Source organism: Bradyrhizobium agreste (assembly GCF_016031625.1).
Taxonomy (GTDB): Bacteria; Pseudomonadota; Alphaproteobacteria; order Rhizobiales; family Xanthobacteraceae; genus Bradyrhizobium; species Bradyrhizobium agreste.
On sequence record NZ_JACCHP010000015.1, the window covers coordinates 300,884 to 318,284 of the forward strand.

At 63.8% G+C, this 17,401-nt stretch carries 22 protein-coding genes and 1 tRNA gene; 9 read left to right on the forward strand and 14 right to left on the reverse strand.

Features of this window, described 5'->3' with window-relative positions; all coding sequences use genetic code 11:
- The first annotated feature begins 158 nt into the window (after positions 1 to 158).
- Positions 159 to 1,049 (forward strand): LysR family transcriptional regulator, encoded by an 891-nt coding sequence (locus HZZ13_RS23045; protein WP_197961810.1) that lies wholly within the window; start codon positions 159 to 161, stop codon positions 1,047 to 1,049.
- 232 nt (positions 1,050 to 1,281) lie between these two features.
- Here HZZ13_RS23045 and hisN read toward each other — a convergent pair whose 3' ends face one another.
- Positions 1,282 to 2,064: a histidinol-phosphatase gene (hisN, locus tag HZZ13_RS23050; RefSeq protein WP_197961811.1), complete on the reverse strand. Its 783-nt coding sequence runs from the start codon at positions 2,062 to 2,064 to the stop codon at positions 1,282 to 1,284.
- A 529-nt stretch (positions 2,065 to 2,593) separates the two neighbouring features.
- Positions 2,594 to 3,484, reverse strand: a complete 891-nt coding sequence (locus HZZ13_RS23055) for an N-formylglutamate amidohydrolase (protein ID WP_197961812.1) — start codon at positions 3,482 to 3,484, stop codon at positions 2,594 to 2,596.
- A gap of 334 nt (positions 3,485 to 3,818) precedes the next feature.
- Here HZZ13_RS23055 and cpdR point away from each other — a divergent pair, with 334 nt between their 5' ends.
- The 3 genes from cpdR to HZZ13_RS23070 all read left to right on the forward strand — a co-directional run bounded on the left by cpdR (position 3,819) and on the right by HZZ13_RS23070 (position 5,088).
- A complete protein-coding gene (cpdR, locus tag HZZ13_RS23060) occupies positions 3,819 to 4,178 on the forward strand; it encodes a cell cycle two-component system response regulator CpdR (protein WP_007597092.1) in 360 nt (119 codons plus the stop codon).
- Between the two features lie 72 nt (positions 4,179 to 4,250).
- Positions 4,251 to 4,325, forward strand: a tRNA-Val gene (locus tag HZZ13_RS23065).
- 289 nt (positions 4,326 to 4,614) lie between these two features.
- Complete coding sequence (locus HZZ13_RS23070; protein ID WP_197961813.1) at positions 4,615 to 5,088, forward strand: L-2-amino-thiazoline-4-carboxylic acid hydrolase; 474 nt, start codon at positions 4,615 to 4,617, stop codon at positions 5,086 to 5,088.
- Positions 5,089 to 5,192: 104 nt separating this feature from the next.
- On the opposite strand, the gene HZZ13_RS23075 is transcribed toward HZZ13_RS23070, so the two are convergent.
- Both HZZ13_RS23075 and HZZ13_RS23080 read right to left on the reverse strand, forming a co-directional pair.
- Positions 5,193 to 5,666 (reverse strand): NUDIX hydrolase, encoded by a 474-nt coding sequence (locus HZZ13_RS23075; RefSeq protein ID WP_197961814.1) that lies wholly within the window; start codon positions 5,664 to 5,666, stop codon positions 5,193 to 5,195.
- 91 nt (positions 5,667 to 5,757) lie between these two features.
- A complete protein-coding gene (locus tag HZZ13_RS23080; protein ID WP_197961815.1) occupies positions 5,758 to 6,849 on the reverse strand; it encodes an enolase C-terminal domain-like protein in 1,092 nt (363 codons plus the stop codon).
- A 190-nt stretch (positions 6,850 to 7,039) separates the two neighbouring features.
- On the opposite strand from HZZ13_RS23080, the gene HZZ13_RS23085 reads away from it, so the two are divergent.
- A complete protein-coding gene (locus HZZ13_RS23085) occupies positions 7,040 to 8,602 on the forward strand; it encodes an adenylate/guanylate cyclase domain-containing protein (protein ID WP_197961816.1) in 1,563 nt (520 codons plus the stop codon).
- Between the two features lie 217 nt (positions 8,603 to 8,819).
- The gene (locus tag HZZ13_RS23090; RefSeq protein WP_197961817.1) at positions 8,820 to 9,620 is read left to right on the forward strand and encodes a DUF1269 domain-containing protein; all 801 of its coding nucleotides are present in this window, start codon (positions 8,820 to 8,822) and stop codon (positions 9,618 to 9,620) included.
- A gap of 267 nt (positions 9,621 to 9,887) precedes the next feature.
- Here HZZ13_RS23090 and HZZ13_RS23095 read toward each other — a convergent pair whose 3' ends face one another.
- From HZZ13_RS23095 to HZZ13_RS23135, 9 genes are all read right to left on the reverse strand, one after another.
- A complete protein-coding gene (locus HZZ13_RS23095) occupies positions 9,888 to 10,181 on the reverse strand; it encodes a hypothetical protein (RefSeq protein WP_197961818.1) in 294 nt (97 codons plus the stop codon).
- Positions 10,166 to 10,954 (reverse strand): 3-hydroxybutyrate dehydrogenase, encoded by a 789-nt coding sequence (locus HZZ13_RS23100; protein WP_197961819.1) that lies wholly within the window; start codon positions 10,952 to 10,954, stop codon positions 10,166 to 10,168. The genes HZZ13_RS23095 and HZZ13_RS23100 overlap by 16 nt, the downstream gene beginning before the upstream one ends.
- Positions 10,955 to 11,016: 62 nt before the next feature.
- On the reverse strand, positions 11,017 to 11,808 hold the full coding sequence (locus HZZ13_RS23105) for an acetoacetate decarboxylase (protein ID WP_197961820.1): 792 nt from the start codon (positions 11,806 to 11,808) through the stop codon (positions 11,017 to 11,019).
- A 27-nt stretch (positions 11,809 to 11,835) separates the two neighbouring features.
- On the reverse strand, positions 11,836 to 13,008 hold the full coding sequence (locus HZZ13_RS23110) for a DUF3734 domain-containing protein (RefSeq protein WP_197961821.1): 1,173 nt from the start codon (positions 13,006 to 13,008) through the stop codon (positions 11,836 to 11,838).
- A gap of 33 nt (positions 13,009 to 13,041) precedes the next feature.
- Positions 13,042 to 13,641, reverse strand: coding sequence for a PepSY domain-containing protein (locus HZZ13_RS23115; protein ID WP_197961822.1), 600 nt, complete (start codon positions 13,639 to 13,641; stop codon positions 13,042 to 13,044).
- Between the two features lie 32 nt (positions 13,642 to 13,673).
- Entirely contained in the window at positions 13,674 to 14,174 is a 501-nt protein-coding gene (locus HZZ13_RS23120) for a hypothetical protein (RefSeq protein WP_197961823.1), read from the reverse strand.
- Between the two features lie 127 nt (positions 14,175 to 14,301).
- Positions 14,302 to 14,544, reverse strand: coding sequence for a hypothetical protein (locus tag HZZ13_RS23125; protein WP_246504523.1), 243 nt, complete (start codon positions 14,542 to 14,544; stop codon positions 14,302 to 14,304).
- The gene (locus tag HZZ13_RS23130; RefSeq protein WP_197961824.1) at positions 14,541 to 14,696 is read right to left on the reverse strand and encodes a hypothetical protein; all 156 of its coding nucleotides are present in this window, start codon (positions 14,694 to 14,696) and stop codon (positions 14,541 to 14,543) included. The genes HZZ13_RS23125 and HZZ13_RS23130 overlap by 4 nt, the downstream gene beginning before the upstream one ends.
- Complete coding sequence (locus HZZ13_RS23135) at positions 14,693 to 14,893, reverse strand: hypothetical protein (protein WP_197961825.1); 201 nt, start codon at positions 14,891 to 14,893, stop codon at positions 14,693 to 14,695. The genes HZZ13_RS23130 and HZZ13_RS23135 overlap by 4 nt, the downstream gene beginning before the upstream one ends.
- A gap of 154 nt (positions 14,894 to 15,047) precedes the next feature.
- Here HZZ13_RS23135 and HZZ13_RS23140 point away from each other — a divergent pair, with 154 nt between their 5' ends.
- The 3 genes from HZZ13_RS23140 to HZZ13_RS23150 all read left to right on the forward strand — a co-directional run bounded on the left by HZZ13_RS23140 (position 15,048) and on the right by HZZ13_RS23150 (position 16,482).
- Complete coding sequence (locus HZZ13_RS23140) at positions 15,048 to 15,302, forward strand: hypothetical protein (protein WP_197961826.1); 255 nt, start codon at positions 15,048 to 15,050, stop codon at positions 15,300 to 15,302.
- 77 nt (positions 15,303 to 15,379) lie between these two features.
- Positions 15,380 to 15,817 (forward strand): hypothetical protein, encoded by a 438-nt coding sequence (locus tag HZZ13_RS23145; RefSeq protein ID WP_197961827.1) that lies wholly within the window; start codon positions 15,380 to 15,382, stop codon positions 15,815 to 15,817.
- A gap of 8 nt (positions 15,818 to 15,825) precedes the next feature.
- Positions 15,826 to 16,482, forward strand: coding sequence for a TetR/AcrR family transcriptional regulator (locus HZZ13_RS23150; protein ID WP_197961828.1), 657 nt, complete (start codon positions 15,826 to 15,828; stop codon positions 16,480 to 16,482).
- A 51-nt stretch (positions 16,483 to 16,533) separates the two neighbouring features.
- Here HZZ13_RS23150 and HZZ13_RS23155 read toward each other — a convergent pair whose 3' ends face one another.
- Complete coding sequence (locus tag HZZ13_RS23155; RefSeq protein ID WP_197961829.1) at positions 16,534 to 17,181, reverse strand: TetR/AcrR family transcriptional regulator; 648 nt, start codon at positions 17,179 to 17,181, stop codon at positions 16,534 to 16,536.
- Between the last annotated feature and the right edge of the window lie 220 nt (positions 17,182 to 17,401).

The following is a 17,401-nucleotide window of genomic DNA, read 5'->3' on the forward strand; positions in this document are numbered from 1 at the left end:
GACCGAAGCCGCGCGGGCGCACAATCTGGAGGTTACGGAGAGAGCCTTCGTCCTCACCGAAGGCTGAAGCATGATCCGGACCCGCCGGGCCGCGTAAGCGCAAAGTGCGACGCGGTTTTCCGACAAGATCATACTCCAACAATAGAGAAGAGACTCGCATGCGCTTCGACCTCGTCGATCTCCAGCTCTTCATCGCGGTCGCCGACCAGCGCAGCATCACCCGCGGTGCGGAGCGCTCGCACCTGGCGCTGGCCTCGGCCAGCGCGCGCATCAAGGGGCTCGAGGATGCGCTCGGCGTCGCGCTGCTCAAGCGCGGCCGCCGCGGCGTCGAGTTGACCGCGGCCGGCGAGAGTCTGCTCGATCATGCCAGGCTCGTGATTCATCAGATCGACGCCATGCGCGGCGATCTCGCCGGTTTTGCCAGCGGCGTGCGCGCCAGCGTGCATTTTCTCGCCAACACGTCGGGCCTGTCGGAGCATCTGCCGAAGGCGCTCGCCGGCTTCCTGCGCGAGCATCGCGACATCGCCGTCGACATCGAGGAGCGCGAGAGCACCGATATCGCGGCGGCCATCACCGCAGGCGCCGCCGATCTCGGCTTCGCCGCCGAGCACGCGCTGCCCGAGCATATCGAGCGCTTTCCCTTCAGCGAGGATCGCCTGACGCTGGTGACGTCGAAACGCGGCCCGTTCGCCGGTCGCCGCCAGATCGACTTTCAGGAGGCGGGGTCTTGCGACTTCGTCGGGCTGACCAGCGCCACCGCGCTCCAGATGCATATTTCCAGGCATGCGGCGCGGCTCGGCATCCGCCAGCATGTCCGCGCGCGCCTGCGCGATTTCGACGCGATCTGCCAGATGGTCGCCGCCGATGTCGGCGTCGCCCTCGTGCCCGAAGCCGCCGCCCGCCGCTGCGCCAAGACCATGCCGCTCGCCATGGTCCGCCTGCGCGACGCCTGGGCCAACCGCCGCCTCGTGATCTGCGCGCGCAGCTTCAAGGCGCTGCCAAGGCCGGCCAAGATGCTGGTGGAGCATCTCAGGGCCGAGGCGGTCTGAGTGGAAAGTCTTACCCTCCCCTGGAGGGGGAGGGTCGATCGCGCGAAGCGCGAGCGGGGTGGGGTGACAGTCTCTCCATTGAGGCGGTGCCCGAGTGGAAAGATCACCCCGCCCCGCTTCACCTCTCGCTTCGCTCAAGGCGAAGCGACCCTCCCCCTCCAGGGGAGGGTAAGAACCACCTACCTCGCCGTCTCCGCTCCCGCGTCGGTCATGCAAGCCCTCCGCCCGCTCGCTATCGGTTCAAAAGCTTCAACGCTTCCTCGTGCACCCGCGCGTCGCCGGCCGCGATGATGCGGCCGCCGCCCTGGGCCGGCTTGCCTTCCCAAGTGGTGACGACGCCGCCGGCGCCGGTCACGATCGGGATCAGCGCGGCGATGTCGTAGGGTTTCAGCTCGGTTTCGACCACGAGGTCGACGTGCCCAGCCGCAAGCATGCAATAGGAATAGCAGTCACCGCCATAGCGCGACAGCCGCGCGCCCCGCTCGATGCGGCCGAAGATGGCGCGGTCGCTCTCGTTCATCAGCAGGGGGCTGGTGGTGTAGGTGGTGGCCTCCGCCAGCGAAGCGCAGCGGCGGACCTGGAGCCGGCGCTCGCCCGACGGCCCCTTATAATTGGCCGAACCGTTGTCGCCGGAAAAGCGCTCGCCGATGAAGGGCTGGTGCATCATCCCGAACACCGGCGCACCCTTGTGCAAGAGCGCGATCAGCGTGCCCCAGATCGGAAAGCCGCCGATGAAGGATTTGGTGCCGTCGATGGGGTCGAGCACCCAGACATAGTCGGCGTCCTCGCGCTCGTTGCCGAATTCCTCGCCGACGATGCCGTGCTGGGGGAAATTGGCCTTGATCAGCCGCCGCATCACCGCCTCGGCGGCGCGGTCGGCCTCGGTCACGGGATCGAAATCCTTGGTCTTGCTCTTGTCGTCGATCGACAGCGAGGTGCGGAAGAACGGCAGGATGGTTTCGCCGGAGGCGGTGGCGAGCCGACCGATGAAGGCGGAGAAGTCGATCACCGTCACAGGCGAAATCCTCGAAGCGAAGGTTGGATGGAGCTTGCCTTCTGCCTAGCTCAATTCGCCTGCCGCGTGCAGCGCTGTCTTGATGTTGCTCCCTGGTATTTTGGATGCCGAGGCGTGCTGCCCCATTCCAGTCATCTGCTGGCCAAATATCGATCATTGAGTTGAAATCTTAGTTCCGACCTTGCCTTGTTCGTATGCAAATGACTATCAACCCATTGAATTTCCTTATCAAAGAAACTGAATCTGGGTTTCCATAGAAGCAATTGAGCCATGTGCGATTTGCATGGGAAACGGCGCAAAAGCCCTTGCACTTTGTGCGGCGCGGTCGCATATTGTTGCGGTGCGGTAGCGCTTCGCGTTACCGCTGCCCTCCTTGGGCGTTTCCTCCCTAGACTTGGGCCGCTTGCGTCATTCGCGAGCGGCCCTTTTTTCTTGTCGCCGCCGTTTTCATTTTGGGGCGCGTAACCTTGCGAAACGAAAACGCACGCGCGCGCAAGGCTTCGTCGTCGTTCGCGAGAGAAGCTGCGTCCTATTCCGCCGCGGCCTGGAACGGTCCGAGGTCAGCGAACGGAATCGTGCTCGCCAGCACGTCGGCGAGAACGCCGAAGTCGGAGGCCACTTGCGCAAAGCGAGCACTGCGCTCGCGCCGCCGCTCGTCCATGTAGATTGCGCGATTGAGCTCGAGCTGCACGGCGTGCAGGCCGCTCGCGGGATTACCGTAATGCTCGGTGATGAAGCCGCCGGCATAGGGCTTGTTGCGGCCGATCGAATAGCCGAGCCCGCTCATGGTCTCCTCGACGCGATCGGGCAAGAGCGGCGTACAGCTGGTGCCGTAGCGGTCGCCGATCACGACGTCGGGCCGGCGCGGCTCGTCCCTGCTGACACCGACCGAGGGCATCGAGTGGCAGTCGACCAGCACCACCGTGCCGAACATCTGGTGCACCTTGTTGATCAGCCGGCGCAGCGCGCGGTGGTAGGGCTTGTACAGCGTCTCGATCCGCCCCAGCGCATCGTCGACCAGGAGGCGGTCGCGATAGATCTCCTGGCCGTCGCCGACCACGCGCGGAATGGTGCCGAGGCCGCCGGCGACGCGCATCGAGCGGGTGTTGGCGAAGCTCGGCAGCCGGCCGGTGAACATGCGCGGGTCGAGCTCATAGGGCTCGCGGTTGACGTCGACATAGGAGCGGGGAAAGTTGACCCGCACCGTCGGAAAGCCGCGCGCGCTCAGATGGCCGATCAGCTCGTCCATGAACGAGTCTTCCGATCGCCGCAGCGTCGGCAGGTCGATCCGCGACGCCGCCAGGAATTCCTCAGGATAGGTCGAGCCGGAATGCGGCGAGTTGAAGATGACGGGCGCGCGCCATTCGGCAGGCTCGAAGATCTCGAAGGCTGGCGACGTGTCGCCGTCAAAGCGGGTCATCTTCTCAGGCTTCGTCCCTTCGTGCCGCACGATCCGGACAAGCTCCGGGTCCAAATGATTCGGGCGATCAAGCGGCTCTTATGTGTCGTCATTGTCCGGAATCGCAACCATTCTGCCAAGCGAAAAGATGTCACCGCCCCTTGGAACACGTCTTAACCGTGCGGGCATCGGGATGGGGACGCGCGGGTCCGGTTCGATTGATTCGGACCTCGTTCCGGTCCACAAAGAGCCGGCAGCGGGGCCGGCGCAGGGTTAAGATTTTCACCCCAAATTTACCCTCTGTCGGGCTTAGTGACCTCTGCTGATATCCTCTGGGGATTCGACGTTTCCTGCCATGCCAAAGATCCTGCTCGCCGAAGACGACAACGACATGCGCCGTTTCCTGGTCAAGGCGCTCGAAAACGCCGGTTTTCAGGTCTCGTCCCATGACAACGGCATGGCCGCCTATCAACGGCTGCGGGAAGAGCCGTTCGAGATGCTGCTGACCGACATCGTCATGCCGGAAATGGACGGCATCGAGCTCGCCCGCCGGGCCTCGGAACTCGACCCTGACATCAAGATCATGTTCATCACCGGCTTCGCCGCGGTCGCCCTGAACTCGGATTCGGACGCCCCCAAGAACGCCAAGGTGCTGTCCAAGCCGGTGCACTTACGCGAATTGGTCAGCGAAGTGAACAAGATGCTGGCGGCCTAAATCGGCCGCGTTCCGTCCTTGCGCACGCTCCCCTGAGCCGTTATAGGGACCCCACCGACGAAATGACCTCTAGGGCACGTAGCTCAGCGGGAGAGCACTACCTTGACATGGTAGGGGTCACAGGTTCGATCCCTGTCGTGCCCACCATCCTTCGCTCGCGAAGCGAGTGAAGGATGCCGCGCCGAAGCCCAACGGGCGCAGGCGGGCTGTCGCCGCGAGCTTCGGCTGGGCAAGCCACCGTTCATAGCAACACGAAGCGTGTCCGGCGTAGCTCGAAGAGCGAAGACGGACTGGTGCGGCCTATTCGGTATCCTTGGAACATCCGTAGCCTGGATGGAGCGCAACGCAATCCAGGGCTGGATCCCCTCGGGCGCCGTCCCCGATTACGCCTGCACTCCATCCTGGCTACGATGCAGCCTTCTACGCGAGGCCGCCCATGACCGTGTCCGTCATCGAACAGGCAAAGATCCAGGCGCAGGTGCTGGTGCCGTTGGTCAAGGCATTGCAGGCCGAGCTCGGCGAGGCGCGCGCCAACGCGCTGGTGCGCAGGGCGCTCGGCGATCTCTATCGCCGCTTCGGCGAAGAATTCTGGAAGGCCAAGAACGAGAGCGATCTCGGCAAGGCCGTGTCGTCGGCCTTTCGCACCTACGCTCGCGACGATGCGCTCGCTTATGACGTCATCGAGCAGACGCATGACGCGTTCGCTTTCGACGTGAAGCGCTGCGCCTATGCCGAGTTCTACAAGGCGCTGGGCGAGCCGGAGCTCGGTTTCCTTCTGGTCTGCACCGCGGACTTTGCCACCGCGGAAGGTTTTGGTCCCGACATCAAGCTCACGCGCACGCAGACGATCATGCAAGGCGCCTCCCATTGCGATTTCCGCTACAGGCGCGATGGAGGCGGATCACGGTGAGGGGAATGATGCGGACGGCCTGTCTTGCAGTGGCGATGTTGGCGCTGATGGCATCGCGGGCGCACGCTGCGATGCGTCGTCGGCGTCTCGACCAGGATCACGCATCACTCTTCCGTGGAAGGACGCGCAGGCTGCAGCAGCAAGTCCTTCAGCCCGGTCGGATAGAGCTCCGGTCCGCCGTCCACGTCGAGATCGGCAAGGTCGAACCAGCGCGCGACAACTTGCTCTCCATTATCCTCGCGGAAGTCGATGCGCTCCTGGCCTTCGAATGCGCCATCCGGAAACGCGACCTCCGCGATGAACAGCACCTCGTGTCCGGTTGATCCCTGGTGCACAAAGACGTTCTCCATCATCAGTGGCTCGCCCATGATGGTAACGTCGATGCGGAGCTCTTCGCCGAATTCGCGCACCAGCGCCGCCCGCCAGCTCTCGCCGAACTCGATCTCGCCGCCGAGCGGGCGCACGCCTTTCACCCGCCCCGCATCGTCGCGCACCTCGGCCGCCAGCAGCCGCCCGCCGCGCCAGTGCAGGCCGATCGCTACGACGCGGATGTGGGGGTGGGGGCGCCAAGTGGTCATGGCGGATCGTTAGTCCGTGTCGCACGCTTTCGCAACGAGGGAGAGGATCGTGTGCTTGCAATGGCGATATGAGAGACCCGGCACCTCGCGATCACTCCACCAGATACTTCCTCACCGCCGCCTCGTCCCACGCGATCCCGTTGCCGGGCCCCTCGCTCGGTAGGGCAAAGCCGTCCTTGATCTGCAGCCGCGTTGCCAGCACCGCATCGGCCCAGTCGACATATTCCAGCCAATGTGCGGTCGGCGTCACGCAGAGCAGATGCGCGCTGATTTCCGAGAACAGGTGCGACGACATCTCGATGCCGGCGGCATGGGCAAGCGATGCGGCCCGCAGCCAGCCGGTGACGCCGCCGATGCGCTGGACATCAGGCATCACGTAGTCGCAGGCCTCCGCGGCGAGGGCGCTCTGCATGGAAAACGCGCTGTCAAAGTTCTCGCCGATCTGGACCGGCGTCTGCAGCGCGTCGGCAATGCGGGCGCAGCCGGCATGGTCGTCGTGGCGGATCGGCTCCTCGATCCAGGTGAGGCCCTCGTCGTCGAGCATCTCACCGCGGCGGATCGCTTCGGTGACCGTCAGCGCCTGATTGTAGTCGCACATCAGCGTGACCTCGTCGCCCACGGCCTTGCGCACCGCGCGCACCACAGTGAGGTCCTCCCGTGCATCGCTCCGGCCGACGCGGATTTTCGCGGCGTGGAATCCCTCGGCCAGCAGCTTGTGGGCTTCCTCCACCGCGGCGCCCGCCGGCATGATGCCGAGGCCCTTCGAATTGTAGGCGCGCACCGGCTTCGGCGCGCCGCCGAGCAGGCGGGCGAGCGGCAGGCCGCGCGTGCGCGCCAGCGCGTCCCATGCCGCCATGTCGATGCCGGATTGCGCCAGCCGCTGCAGGCCGGCGAGGCCCAGCAGCGTGAAGCGTTGGGCCAGCTTGCGCTCGATCTCGAACGGCAGCAGCTCGTCGCCGGCGACGAGGTCCGACATTTCCGTGACCATCGCCGTCAGCGGCTTCAGGGCCGACGGCGTGATCGAGAACAGATAGGCATGGCCGGTTGCGCCGTGGTCGGTCTCGCAGTCGATCAGCACCAGCGGCGCCTTGGCAACTGCCCCGGTCGAGGTCTGGAGCGGCAGGTTCATCGGCACGATCACGGGGCGTGCGACAAAGCGCTGGATGCGGACGGTCTCGGTCATGGCTCTCTCCGGCGGAGCGGATGCAGGTCGGCGCCGATCTTAAGCATCCGTGATCAAACGAAAAGGCTCCTCTGCCGACCCACCATAAAATGGGGTTGCGTGAGCCTGCGATTCCGGGCTCTGTGCCGCCGCATTCCTTGCCGCAAATTCCGAGGGTTTGCGGCAAAATCGCACACAACGGAGCCGCGACGTGAAACAAGAGATCTCCGAAGAACAGCGCAAGAGCGGCGTGCTCACGGGTGCCGCGATCGCCTTCCTCCTGCTCGCCCTGCCGCTCGCGGTGTGGCTGGACCTGACCGAGCTCAGCAAGACGGCGCTGCGGCGCCAGGCGATCGATCTCAATTCAGTGATCACGAGCGTGCGCAGCTACTACGCGTCCAACGTGGTCGGCCGCGTGCTGGCCAATCCGAACGGCACGACCAGGGTCGTTCACAATTACGAATCCGTGCCCGGCGCGATCCCGATCCCCGCGACGCTGTCGCTGGAGCTCGGCCGGGTGATCGGCGCCCAGCAGGAGAACATCACCTACCGCTTCGTTTCGGACTTCCCGTTCCAGAACCGCGCCCCCCACCAGCTCGACAAGTTCGAGAAGGACGCGCTCGATGCGCTGCGCCGGGATCCCGAGCAGAAGATCGTGGAGACCGAGACCTCGCTGTTCAATGACAAGGTCCGCCTCGTTGCGCCCGTCACGATGGGGCCGGCCTGCGTCAGCTGCCACAACAGCCACCCCGAGAGCCCGAAGAAGGACTGGAAGGTCGGCGACGTCAGAGGCATCCAGGAGGTGATCATCGCCCAGCCGATCGCCGCCAACATCTTCTCGTTCAAGTTCCTGCTGGCCTATTTCCTGATCGCAGCCGGCAGCGGATTGTCGTTCCTGTCGCTGCAGCGCCGCCAGGCGCGCCACATCAAGAACATGAACAAGGAGCTCGAATCCGCCAACGATTTCCTCGCTTCGCTCTCGATGAAGATCTCGCGCTACATCCCGCCGCAGGTCTACAAGAGCATCTTCTCGGGCCAGAAGGACGTCACCATTCACACCGAGCGCAAGAAGCTCACCATCTTCTTCTCCGATATCCAGAATTTCACCGCCACGGCCGAGCGGCTGCAGCCGGAGCAGCTGACCCAGCTCCTTAACGAATATTTCACGGAGATGTCGGCGATTGCTCTCGACTATGGCGGCACCGTCGACAAGTTCATCGGCGATGCCATGCTGATCTTCTTCGGCGACCCTGAGACCAAGGGCGACCGGGCCGATGCGCAGGCCTGCCTGCAGATGGCCTGGCGCATGCAGCAGCGCCTTGCCGAGCTGAACGCGAAATGGCGCGCCTCCGGCATCGAGCAGCCGTTCCGCTCGCGCATGGGCATCAACTCGGGCTATTGCAATGTCGGCAATTTCGGCAGCACCGACCGCATGGACTACACCATCATCGGTGCGGAGGCGAACCTCGCCGCGCGCCTGCAATCGATCGCCGAGCCCGGCGGCATCGTGCTGAGCTACGAGACCTTCGCCCTCGTCAGCGACATCGTTCGCGCCCACGCGCTGCCGGCGATCACGATGAAGGGCATCAGCCGCGAGGTCATTCCCTATTCGGTGGATGCGTTGAGCGATACTGCTGCCGAGAAGAGCGGCATCATCACCGAGCGCGCGCCGGGGCTCGAGCTCTATCTCGACCCCGCCGTGGTGAAATCAGGCGATGCCGCGCGCGTGCGCTCGCTGCTGGAGAACGCGCTGGCCTCGCTGAAGCCGGCGTGAGGCTTTCTCCGCCGCCTCCTGGACCCTCCAGGGGAGGGTAAGTGACTCCTCACCGCACGGCACAGTGAGGAGGCTCAGCTTGCCGCGGATTGATCTCGATCAACGACAGAGTGGAACGTCTGGAGCTCCATTCTGCGTCTGAAAATTCCGCGCCGCTTTTTTCGAACCTGTGGAGAATGACGACGCGGCGTTGGATCAAAACGGAGGAGTACCGGTCATGAACAAAATGCTCGTTGCAGTTTTTGACACCGAGGCGGCGGCATTCGAAGGACTGAGTGCGCTGAAAGACCTGCATCGTGGTGGCGACATCACGCTCTATTCCTCGGCCGTCATCGCGAAAGACAAGAATGGAACGGTCAACCTCAGGCAGGAAGCCGATCCCGGACCGGTCGGCACCGCGCTCGGGCTGCTCACCGGCAGCATGATCGGAATTCTGGGAGGGCCAGCGGGCTTGGCCATCGGCGCTTCGATCGGTGGACTCGCCGGGCTTGTCTTCGACGTGAACAAGTGCGGGGTCGACGTCACCTTCCTGGACGACGTATCGAAAGCCCTGACCGGCGGCAAGTTCGCGGTTTTGGCGGAGATTGAAGAGAGCTGGACGACGCCGATCGACACCCGCTTGCACAAGCTTGATGGGATCGTTTTCCGGCGTCTGCGGGGAGAGGTCGTCGCTGATCAACTCATGCGAGAAAGTGCAGCCTTTGAAGCCGATCTGAAAGCCCTCAATGACGAGCTCAAGCAAGCCGCCGCCGAGAACCGCGCCGCGATCCAAAAGGACGTCGAGGCCGTGAAGAAGCAGATCAAGGTGGTGCAGGATGAGGCCAAGGCAAGGCTCGATCAAGCCAAGGCGGAGACCGACGCGAAAGTGAAGGCGTTGCAGGATCAGGCAAAGGCCGCAACCGGGATGGTCAAGGCACGAATTGAAAAGCGCATCGCCATCGCCAAGGCGGACTTCGAGACGCGAGCCCAGAAGCTGAGCCAGGCCTGGACGCTGACCAAGGAGGCGCTTGCCGCTTAGGCGGATCGACTACGGTGCTCGACTGCAGGAGGTTCTCCTGCCTTCGAGCACCGATATTCGGCGTCGCTCTCGACCAAAATCGAGCAGGTGGGCGACGGGCCTCTTGCTGCAGGCTCGTCCGAGCCTTGCGGAGATCGACCCCTTCATCACGTTGGCTCGACGAGCTGCGGGGCGTCAGCTCTTCGATCCTAAACCCTTCAATGCAGCCGTAGTCAGCTTGGCTCGCGTTGACCTGGGTCAACGCCTCTTCGTTCGCTGTCGCCTTCATCAGGCGGCGAGATAGGGAAACTGCCTTGGCCCTTCACCCCGGGGCGTCGCCGGAGTGCGCGATAATCCGGAGGCCATCGCCGCATAGAAGTCCTTCGGAGCCACCGGCTCGACGTCGCAGGGGAGCACATCCGCACTGAAGGTCGCCTCGTGTAAGCGCAAGGCCGCAGCCAGTTCGCTATCTTTCGCAAGGCTGAGCTGGGAACATCGCTTGGCTGTGGTGAATCGGCTGGTTTCCTTGCGTGAATGCATCATGAAAGTTCCGTGATTGAAAGCGGCTACGCGGCCGTCCATCCGCCGTCCATCGAGAGGTTGGCGCCCGTGATCTGAGCGGCCTCGTCGCTGCAGAGGAATAGTGCCAGCGAGGCGACCTGCTCCACGGTGACGAACTCCTTGGTGGGCTGTGCGGCGAGCAGGACATCGTTGATGACCTCATCCCTGCGCATGCGGCGCGCCGCCATCGTGTTCGGGATCTGCTTCTCCACGAGTGGCGTCCAAACGTATCCTGGACTAATGCAGTTGCAGGTGATCTTCGACCGGGCGAGTTCCAGCGCGACCGTCTTGGTAAGGCCTGCGACGCCGTGCTTGGCTGCGACATAGGCCGACTTGAAGGGCGAGGCGACGATCGAGTGCGCCGAGGCGGTGTTGATGATGCGACCCCAGCCACGCTTCTTCATACCTGGTACCGCCGCGCGTATCGCATAGAACGCGGCAGACAGGTTGATGGCGATCACCGCATCCCATTTTTCGGCAGGGAAATCCTCGATCGGCGAAACGTGCTGGATGCCGGCGTTGTTGACCAGGATGTCGACGCTGCCGAAGCTCCGTTCAGCCAGTGCGACAAGCTCCGCGACCTCGCCTGCTTTCGACATGTCGGCGGGTGAGTAGATCGCCCCAACGGCGAAATCGCGCTCGATCCGAATTCTTTCGTTCTCGATGTCTGCGTGCGGGCCCATTCCGTTGAGCACGATGTTGGCGCCGGCGCCTGCGAAAGCCCGCGCGCAGGCGAGGCCAATGCCGCTGGTTGAGCCGGTGACGACCGCAGTTTTTCCGTTCAGGTTTCTCATTTCGTTCACTTTCTCGATAGCAAGCCAATTACGTTCGGGGGCCGCGCGAGGCGACCTTCAAGCTAGAAGACCAGGGCTCTCTCGCCGGCTCGAATGGAGCCGCGGGCCGGTTGCTGCAGATAATCGTGCACCACAGTCCCGAGGCCGAGGGTCAGGTCGGCGAGGATGTGGACGGCGGAAACGATCTCGAGCACCGGCAGCTCGGCGACAGGCGCCAATGCATGCGGTGTCAAGGCCAGCGCCGCCGGTCCGGTCCATGCGCCCTTCAGCACGATGTCCTCGAGCCGATATTGAACGAGCTCGCAGATCCTCGGGCTGCCGTCGACGTGCGGGATGATCTTGAGCAGCAAGTTCGGCTCCTCGAGAGCCGCCTTGATCTTCGCCAGATCGGCCTGGCCGTGCTTGTAACCCATCGTTCCCGTGGCAACGCGCAGCGGACCGTAGTCCAGCGTGCCGATCAACGTGTCGATCTCCGTTCGCAACGTCGGCTGACCGAGCTTCTTCGGAAAGCCCCATAGTTCGCGTCCGCCCGCGATCGGGCCTTCGTCGTTGAGGAACATGCAATGCGTGTAGCCGCCGCGGCGGCCCCGGAAGGAGACCGGGATGACCTGGCCGCTTTCCGTGTAGTCACCAAAGCCGTTGGAGTCGGGCATGCGGATGAACTCGTACTTGACGAGAGCGTCTCGCTCGTCGACCTCCAGCGGCTCCGGAACGACTGCCCGAAGCCTGGCCGGATCGGTGCGATAGGTGATGATCAGGTATTCGCGATCGACGAACCGGTAGGGACCGGGCGGATAGGCCGGGCTCGTCAGCGGCATGGCGAAGGCACGTCGTTTCACGTCAGTCTCGCGCATAGCGTTTTCCTGAATTGTTGTCGAGGTCTATTCGCGGCCGTCATGTTCGAGGTCGAACGTGAAGACGCCGTCGGGGCTCGAAGGCCGGGCGAGCACCTCGGGATGGCGCAGGCTGCGCACCGCGTCATGGTAGCCGGCGCGCCAATGCTCCTGCATGGAGAGTCGCGAGAACTCGTAGTCCTTGCAGTGACCTTCGTGATTGCGCGCGCGATAGATCAGATGGACGATGTTGTAGACGTTTCGGGACACCGCCGTGCTGAGCAGCTTCACGGAGTCATGCTCACTGAGATCGTCGGGTAGCCGGCCAAGCAGATCCGTGAGCGCGCGGCGCAGGCGCTGCACCCGCTTGAACTGGTCGGTGCTGGCGCGAGTACGGCTGGAATACTGGATTTCCTTGTGCCGCGTCACGACTTCCGCCATGTTGCGGGGAAGTTGGCCGCGCGCGCTCCAGAGGTCGACCTGGAACGCGAGGATGTCTTGCGGGGCGTCCGATTCGATCACCCATTGCAGCGGCGTGTTGGAGACGAGACCGCCGTCCCAGTAGTGCTCGCCCTCGATTTCCACGGCCGGAAAACCAGGCGGCAATGCGCCGCTCGCCATGATGTGCTCTGGCCGGATCCTGTGGGTCGTGTTGTCGAAATAGACGAAATTCCCCGTCCGGACGTTGACCGCCCCGGCGCTGAAGCGCGTCAGTCCGGCATCGAGACGATCGAAATCGACCAGGCGCTCCAGCGTGGCCTTGAGCGCGCGCGTGTCATAAATGCTGGTCGCATCGCTGGTTCCGTTGGATTGCAGCCAGGGCAGGACGGGACGGGCGGAGAAGAAGCCGGTTGCACCGCACGTGGCTGCCAGGCCGGCGCTCATCTGGTTGATCAGGTTGCGCGTGTTGTCGCCCGCGGTCCAAGGAAGGAAGGGATTTCCGGACCAGTCCCACGGCGCCGTCGAGGTGACCTGGGTCCAGAACTCGCGCAGGCGATCGACCCGGCTCTCCGGCGGGTTGCCGGCAATGATGGCGGCATTGATGGCGCCGATGGAAATACCGGCCACCCAGTCGGGATAAATGCTGGCTTCAGCCAGCGCCTCATAGACGCCCGCCTGATAGGCGCCGAGCGCTCCGCCGCCCTGCAACAGCAGAGCGATGCAATCGAACGGCAGTTGCCGTTGTGAGAATGAAAGCTGTGGCCGAGGTTGAAAGTTCATCGATGGGCTCTTTGTTGCCTGGGAATGCTCGCATTAACGGTGGCTGGAGACCTGCTTCCCGAGCTTGGGGGGCTCGAGCATCACTTCCTTCAGGTGGTCGCCCGCGGCGACGACGACCACGAAGCTGAGCCTGCCGTCCTGTCGCATCAGTCCGCCGGCCAGCGCGCTGCCAGCCGCCGCCTTCTCGGCGACCTGCACGGCATCCGACAATTCACGCCTGATCCATTTCAGGGCGATGATGTTGGCAAGGTCGTCCCGATCGAGCTCCTTCAAGGAAGACGCCACCTCCTTGCCCGTGATGCTTCCGGTATTCGCGTCGATGGCATTCTCCCACACATGTCCGTTTCTGACGGTGCGGACGCGGTAGACGGGCGGGACGGCCAGCTCGAAGCTGATGTCGGCGGTCTTCGATCCCTGATGCAGCTGCTCCGCGATCGTCATCACCCGGCTGAGCGGGACCTGGGTGGTGCGGAACACCGAGAGCACGCGGCGGATCGCCGCTTCCTCGGTTTCGCTTTGTGCGGTTACGCTTCGACCATTCGCATCCGCGGAGTTTTGGACGTCCGCGGAGGCATCGGTGGCGGTGAGCGTGGCGGACCACATCAAGAGGGCAAGCAAATGCTTCTTCGACATCGGATAGATCTCAGTTGGGCGGGTCGATTGCCTTACCAAAGGCGGTTCAGCGCGAGAGCTTCGCCGCAAAGGTTGCCGTTTGCAGCCTTGCAAGACTTCGGGGTGTCACGTGGGGGCGAGCGTCGCGCGAACCGTCGCCGCATTCCACTGCGCACATGTGCGGACCTCTGGCTTGCCTGCGACTTCACTGCGCGAGCTGCCGATGTTGGGGCGGGGATGGATTGCGCAAGGCTGTCGCGAATTGTGGGTGTCAGCGGCCCATCGAACGTATCGGCGGCTTTGCTGTCCGAAGGGGGCGAGCCCTCGCTTTGTGCCTTCTCAGGCGCATCAAGGCGATTTGGCCCGAGGCCGGCCGCGATGATCTCCTGGTCGCCGGGCAGGGGTAAAGGCGCATTGGTGTCCATCACGACGCGCTCCGGTGCCTTGATGTCGGAAAGGATGCGGATCGAAGGCCGCAACGTATCCGGAGCGGCCAAAGGCGTCGGCAGCTGTGCCGGCAGCATCCAGTTTGCCGCGAACAGCAGGAAGACCAAGGCGCCGCCAACGCCGAGAAAATATCCGCGCAAGGGACGCGCCGTGTCGCTTGGTCGGACGTATCGGAGCATGGCGGATCGACTCACGGCATGCAGCTCCCGAAAACGAAATCGGTCCGTCTCATGATCAGATGCTCCAGGGGCGTGGATGCTGGCGCGCAAGCTCGGAGTCGAGATAACCGCGGTCGTCGAGCCATTCGATCGGGCAATAGGCTGCGGCCTTCGGGTTGATCGCAAATCCGTCGCGCTGGAGCGCCGTGCGCGTTCCGGTGACGCCGGTCCACACGGTTTCTCCGGTAGCCGGATCCACTTCCATCACGTCAAAGACTTCAACGAAGTTCAGCATGTCTGCAGGCCGATGCTGTTTCATGCCGCACCTGCAAGGCGGCCGGCGTCACCAACAGCGACGCCGCTCCGCGCGAGCTCGGACTGGATGATGCCGAAGGCGCATTCGACCGGCGCGACCCGAACGTTGACCCGGCAGATGATGCGGTCGCGGGCGATTGGCAAAGCGGTGGTCATGGCATCGTCATTCCTTGGAGCCGAACATCGTTGGTTTGGCGCGCGGCGAGCGCATGGGCCGAGGCGATCATCGCGATCGTGATGCCGAGCAGCAGGCTCAAGCCTATGAGGCCGACGGCGACGAGTACGTTCAGCGAGGCGACGGCGAGCCCCGCCAGCGGGTTTTCGCGCCACACGGCGAACAGGAGGGTTGACATTCTCGGTCTCCTTAATAAAATAAACCGTATAGTTCATATAAACGCTGCGCGCCGACGGAGTCAAGACGATGGCCTCACAAGCGCGTGTGCACGACGGAGGCGGCGAGGCTCCGCCGCGGCCAACCAGAAGCCTCGCGCACAGAAAGGATCCGAGATGATGAGATTGACGCAGCTGTTGTTTGTGACGGTGCTGGTCGCGCTTGGCAGCGCAGCAGCAACTGCTCAGGAAAATCAGGGCACGGCGGAGCAGAGAGCCGCCTGCACGCCGGACGCCTTTCGCCTGTGCAGTGCCTACATTCCCGATCCGTCGGGAGTCGAAGCCTGTCTTCGGCACAGGAAATCGGAATTGAGCGAAGCGTGCAGGGCGGTGTTCGACCATGCAACATCGGGATCGGCCAAGGGCAGATAAGCAGCGATGTCGCGGCCGATGTGACACGCCTCAGTCCAAAATTGCATCTGCCCGACGACAGACACAGGAGCGATCTCATGAGCACGGTGTACATACCCGCCCTGGCTGCCTTCGGCGGCTCTGCATTCGGCGCGGTTTCGACCATCGTGAGCGGATGGTTCAGCCGACGCCGGCGGCTTCGCGAACGTCATCATGCCCGCTCGTTCTCGAAGCGCGAGCGATTGTACCGCAGCTTCATCGAGGAGGCCTCTCGGCTCTATGCCGACGCGCTCGTCAGCGACAGGGCCGAAATTCCGCAACTCGTCGGCCTCTACACGCTCGTCGGCCGCATGCGGATCTTGTCGAGCGATGACGTCGTTCATGCGGCCGAGCGGACCGGCCGCCTGATCATCGAGACGTATCTCTCTCCGAACCGGACCTTCGTCGACCTGCCGGATTTCATCGAGGAGATGGATCCCTTGCGGGAATTCGGCGAAGCCTGCCGGTGTGAGCTCTTGAACCTTCCGGCGCCGTAAGCAGAATCATGCGCGAGCCAATCGACCGGCGGACGGGCAGCGCCGACACCCGCCGCAGAATCGTGCGGGCCGCGACCGATCTTTGCCGCGAGATCGGTCACGACAAGGCAACGGTGGCCGACATTGCCGGACGCTTGTCGATGTCGCCGGCCAACGTCTATCGCTTCTTCCCCTCCAAGCTGGCGATCAAGGACGCCGTGGTCGGCGAAGTGCTGAACGGGACAGCCGGCGCGGCAGCCGAGGCGGCGCGCAGCGACGCTCCCGTGCTGGGGCGGCTCGCCGCGATCTTGCAGGTGATCGCCGAGCGCAATGCAGATCTCTCGGCAAGACAACGCAGACTGCAGGATCTCGTCGCCGTGGCCGTCGTCGAGGGTTGGCCCGTCGTCCTCGCCTATGACGACAGGATCCGAGACCTGGTCCGGTCCATTATCGGCGCTGGGCAGGCAAGTGGTGAGGTGCGGACCGGCAGCCCCATGGCGCTGACCTGCTGCCTGCTGGAAGCCATGGACATTCATCTCAACCCGTCGCGGCCGCCCGTTGCGACGCTTCGGCCGAGCTTCGAGGAGATGTTCAGATTTTGTACGGGCGCTCTGCAGCATGCGCCATCGTTGTCGCGCGGGGCAGGGCTATCGCATTCGAGAGCTCTGCCCTGCGGCCAGCCTTAGCAGCGCCCGCCTCCGCCAAGCGTGCCGAAAGGCCGCGCGCAACGCGAGTGGTCACCAATCCGTCTCGCAGGCCGCCAGGAAGAAGCTGACGCGTTCGCGCACGAAGCCGGGAAGTTCCTTCTCCAGGTCCTTCGAAGTCTCGCCGACCAGCGAGCGAAACAGCATCGGCAGCAGAATGAGATCGAGAAAGATTTGCGCGGTGGCGCGGCTCCGCTTGGCGCTGAACGGGCCTCTCGGAGTGCGAGCGAGCTTCTGTGTGGCGTCGTCCAGGAGCTGGGACACTGCGGCCAGCGACCGGTCGCGGGCAGCTTCGTGAACATTGCGGCTCAGCTCCGGAAACCGCTGCGATTCGGCGATCGTGGCGCGCACCATCCCGAGCGATTCCTCCAGGACCCTTTCCACGATCGCGGTCCCGAGGCTCATCAGCTTGTCCTCGATGCTGCGCCCTTCCGGCACGAAGCCGTCGAAATCCGTCAGGCTGTCGATGGTGCGGGCCACCACCGCCGCGAACAATGCCTCCTTGCCGGGGAAGTGGGCGTAGATCGTCGGTTTGCTGGCGGGAGCGAGCTCGGAAATGTCGTCGATGCTCGCGCTGCGGAATCCCTTCTCCAGAAACAGCTGCTGGGCTGCATCGAGAATGCGTGCCTGCGCATCGCCGGCAAGGTCCTTGGGCGGTCTGCCTCGCTTCGTCTTCTTCATTTCAGGAACTCCCAATCACGAGTCTGTGCGCGTCTGCTTCCCGCTTGACATGGCGCGCGAAGAAAGGCAAGAAAAAGAAAATATACGGTTTAGTTCATTTATGCGCCGCCGTTTGCCCCCGCAAGTGCCCGGCGGTCGAGGCCGCAAAGGGTGACGCGTTCGGCCTCGACCGCCCCGAATTGAGGAGAATGCCGTGACTGTTCTGAACCCAAACCCGCCA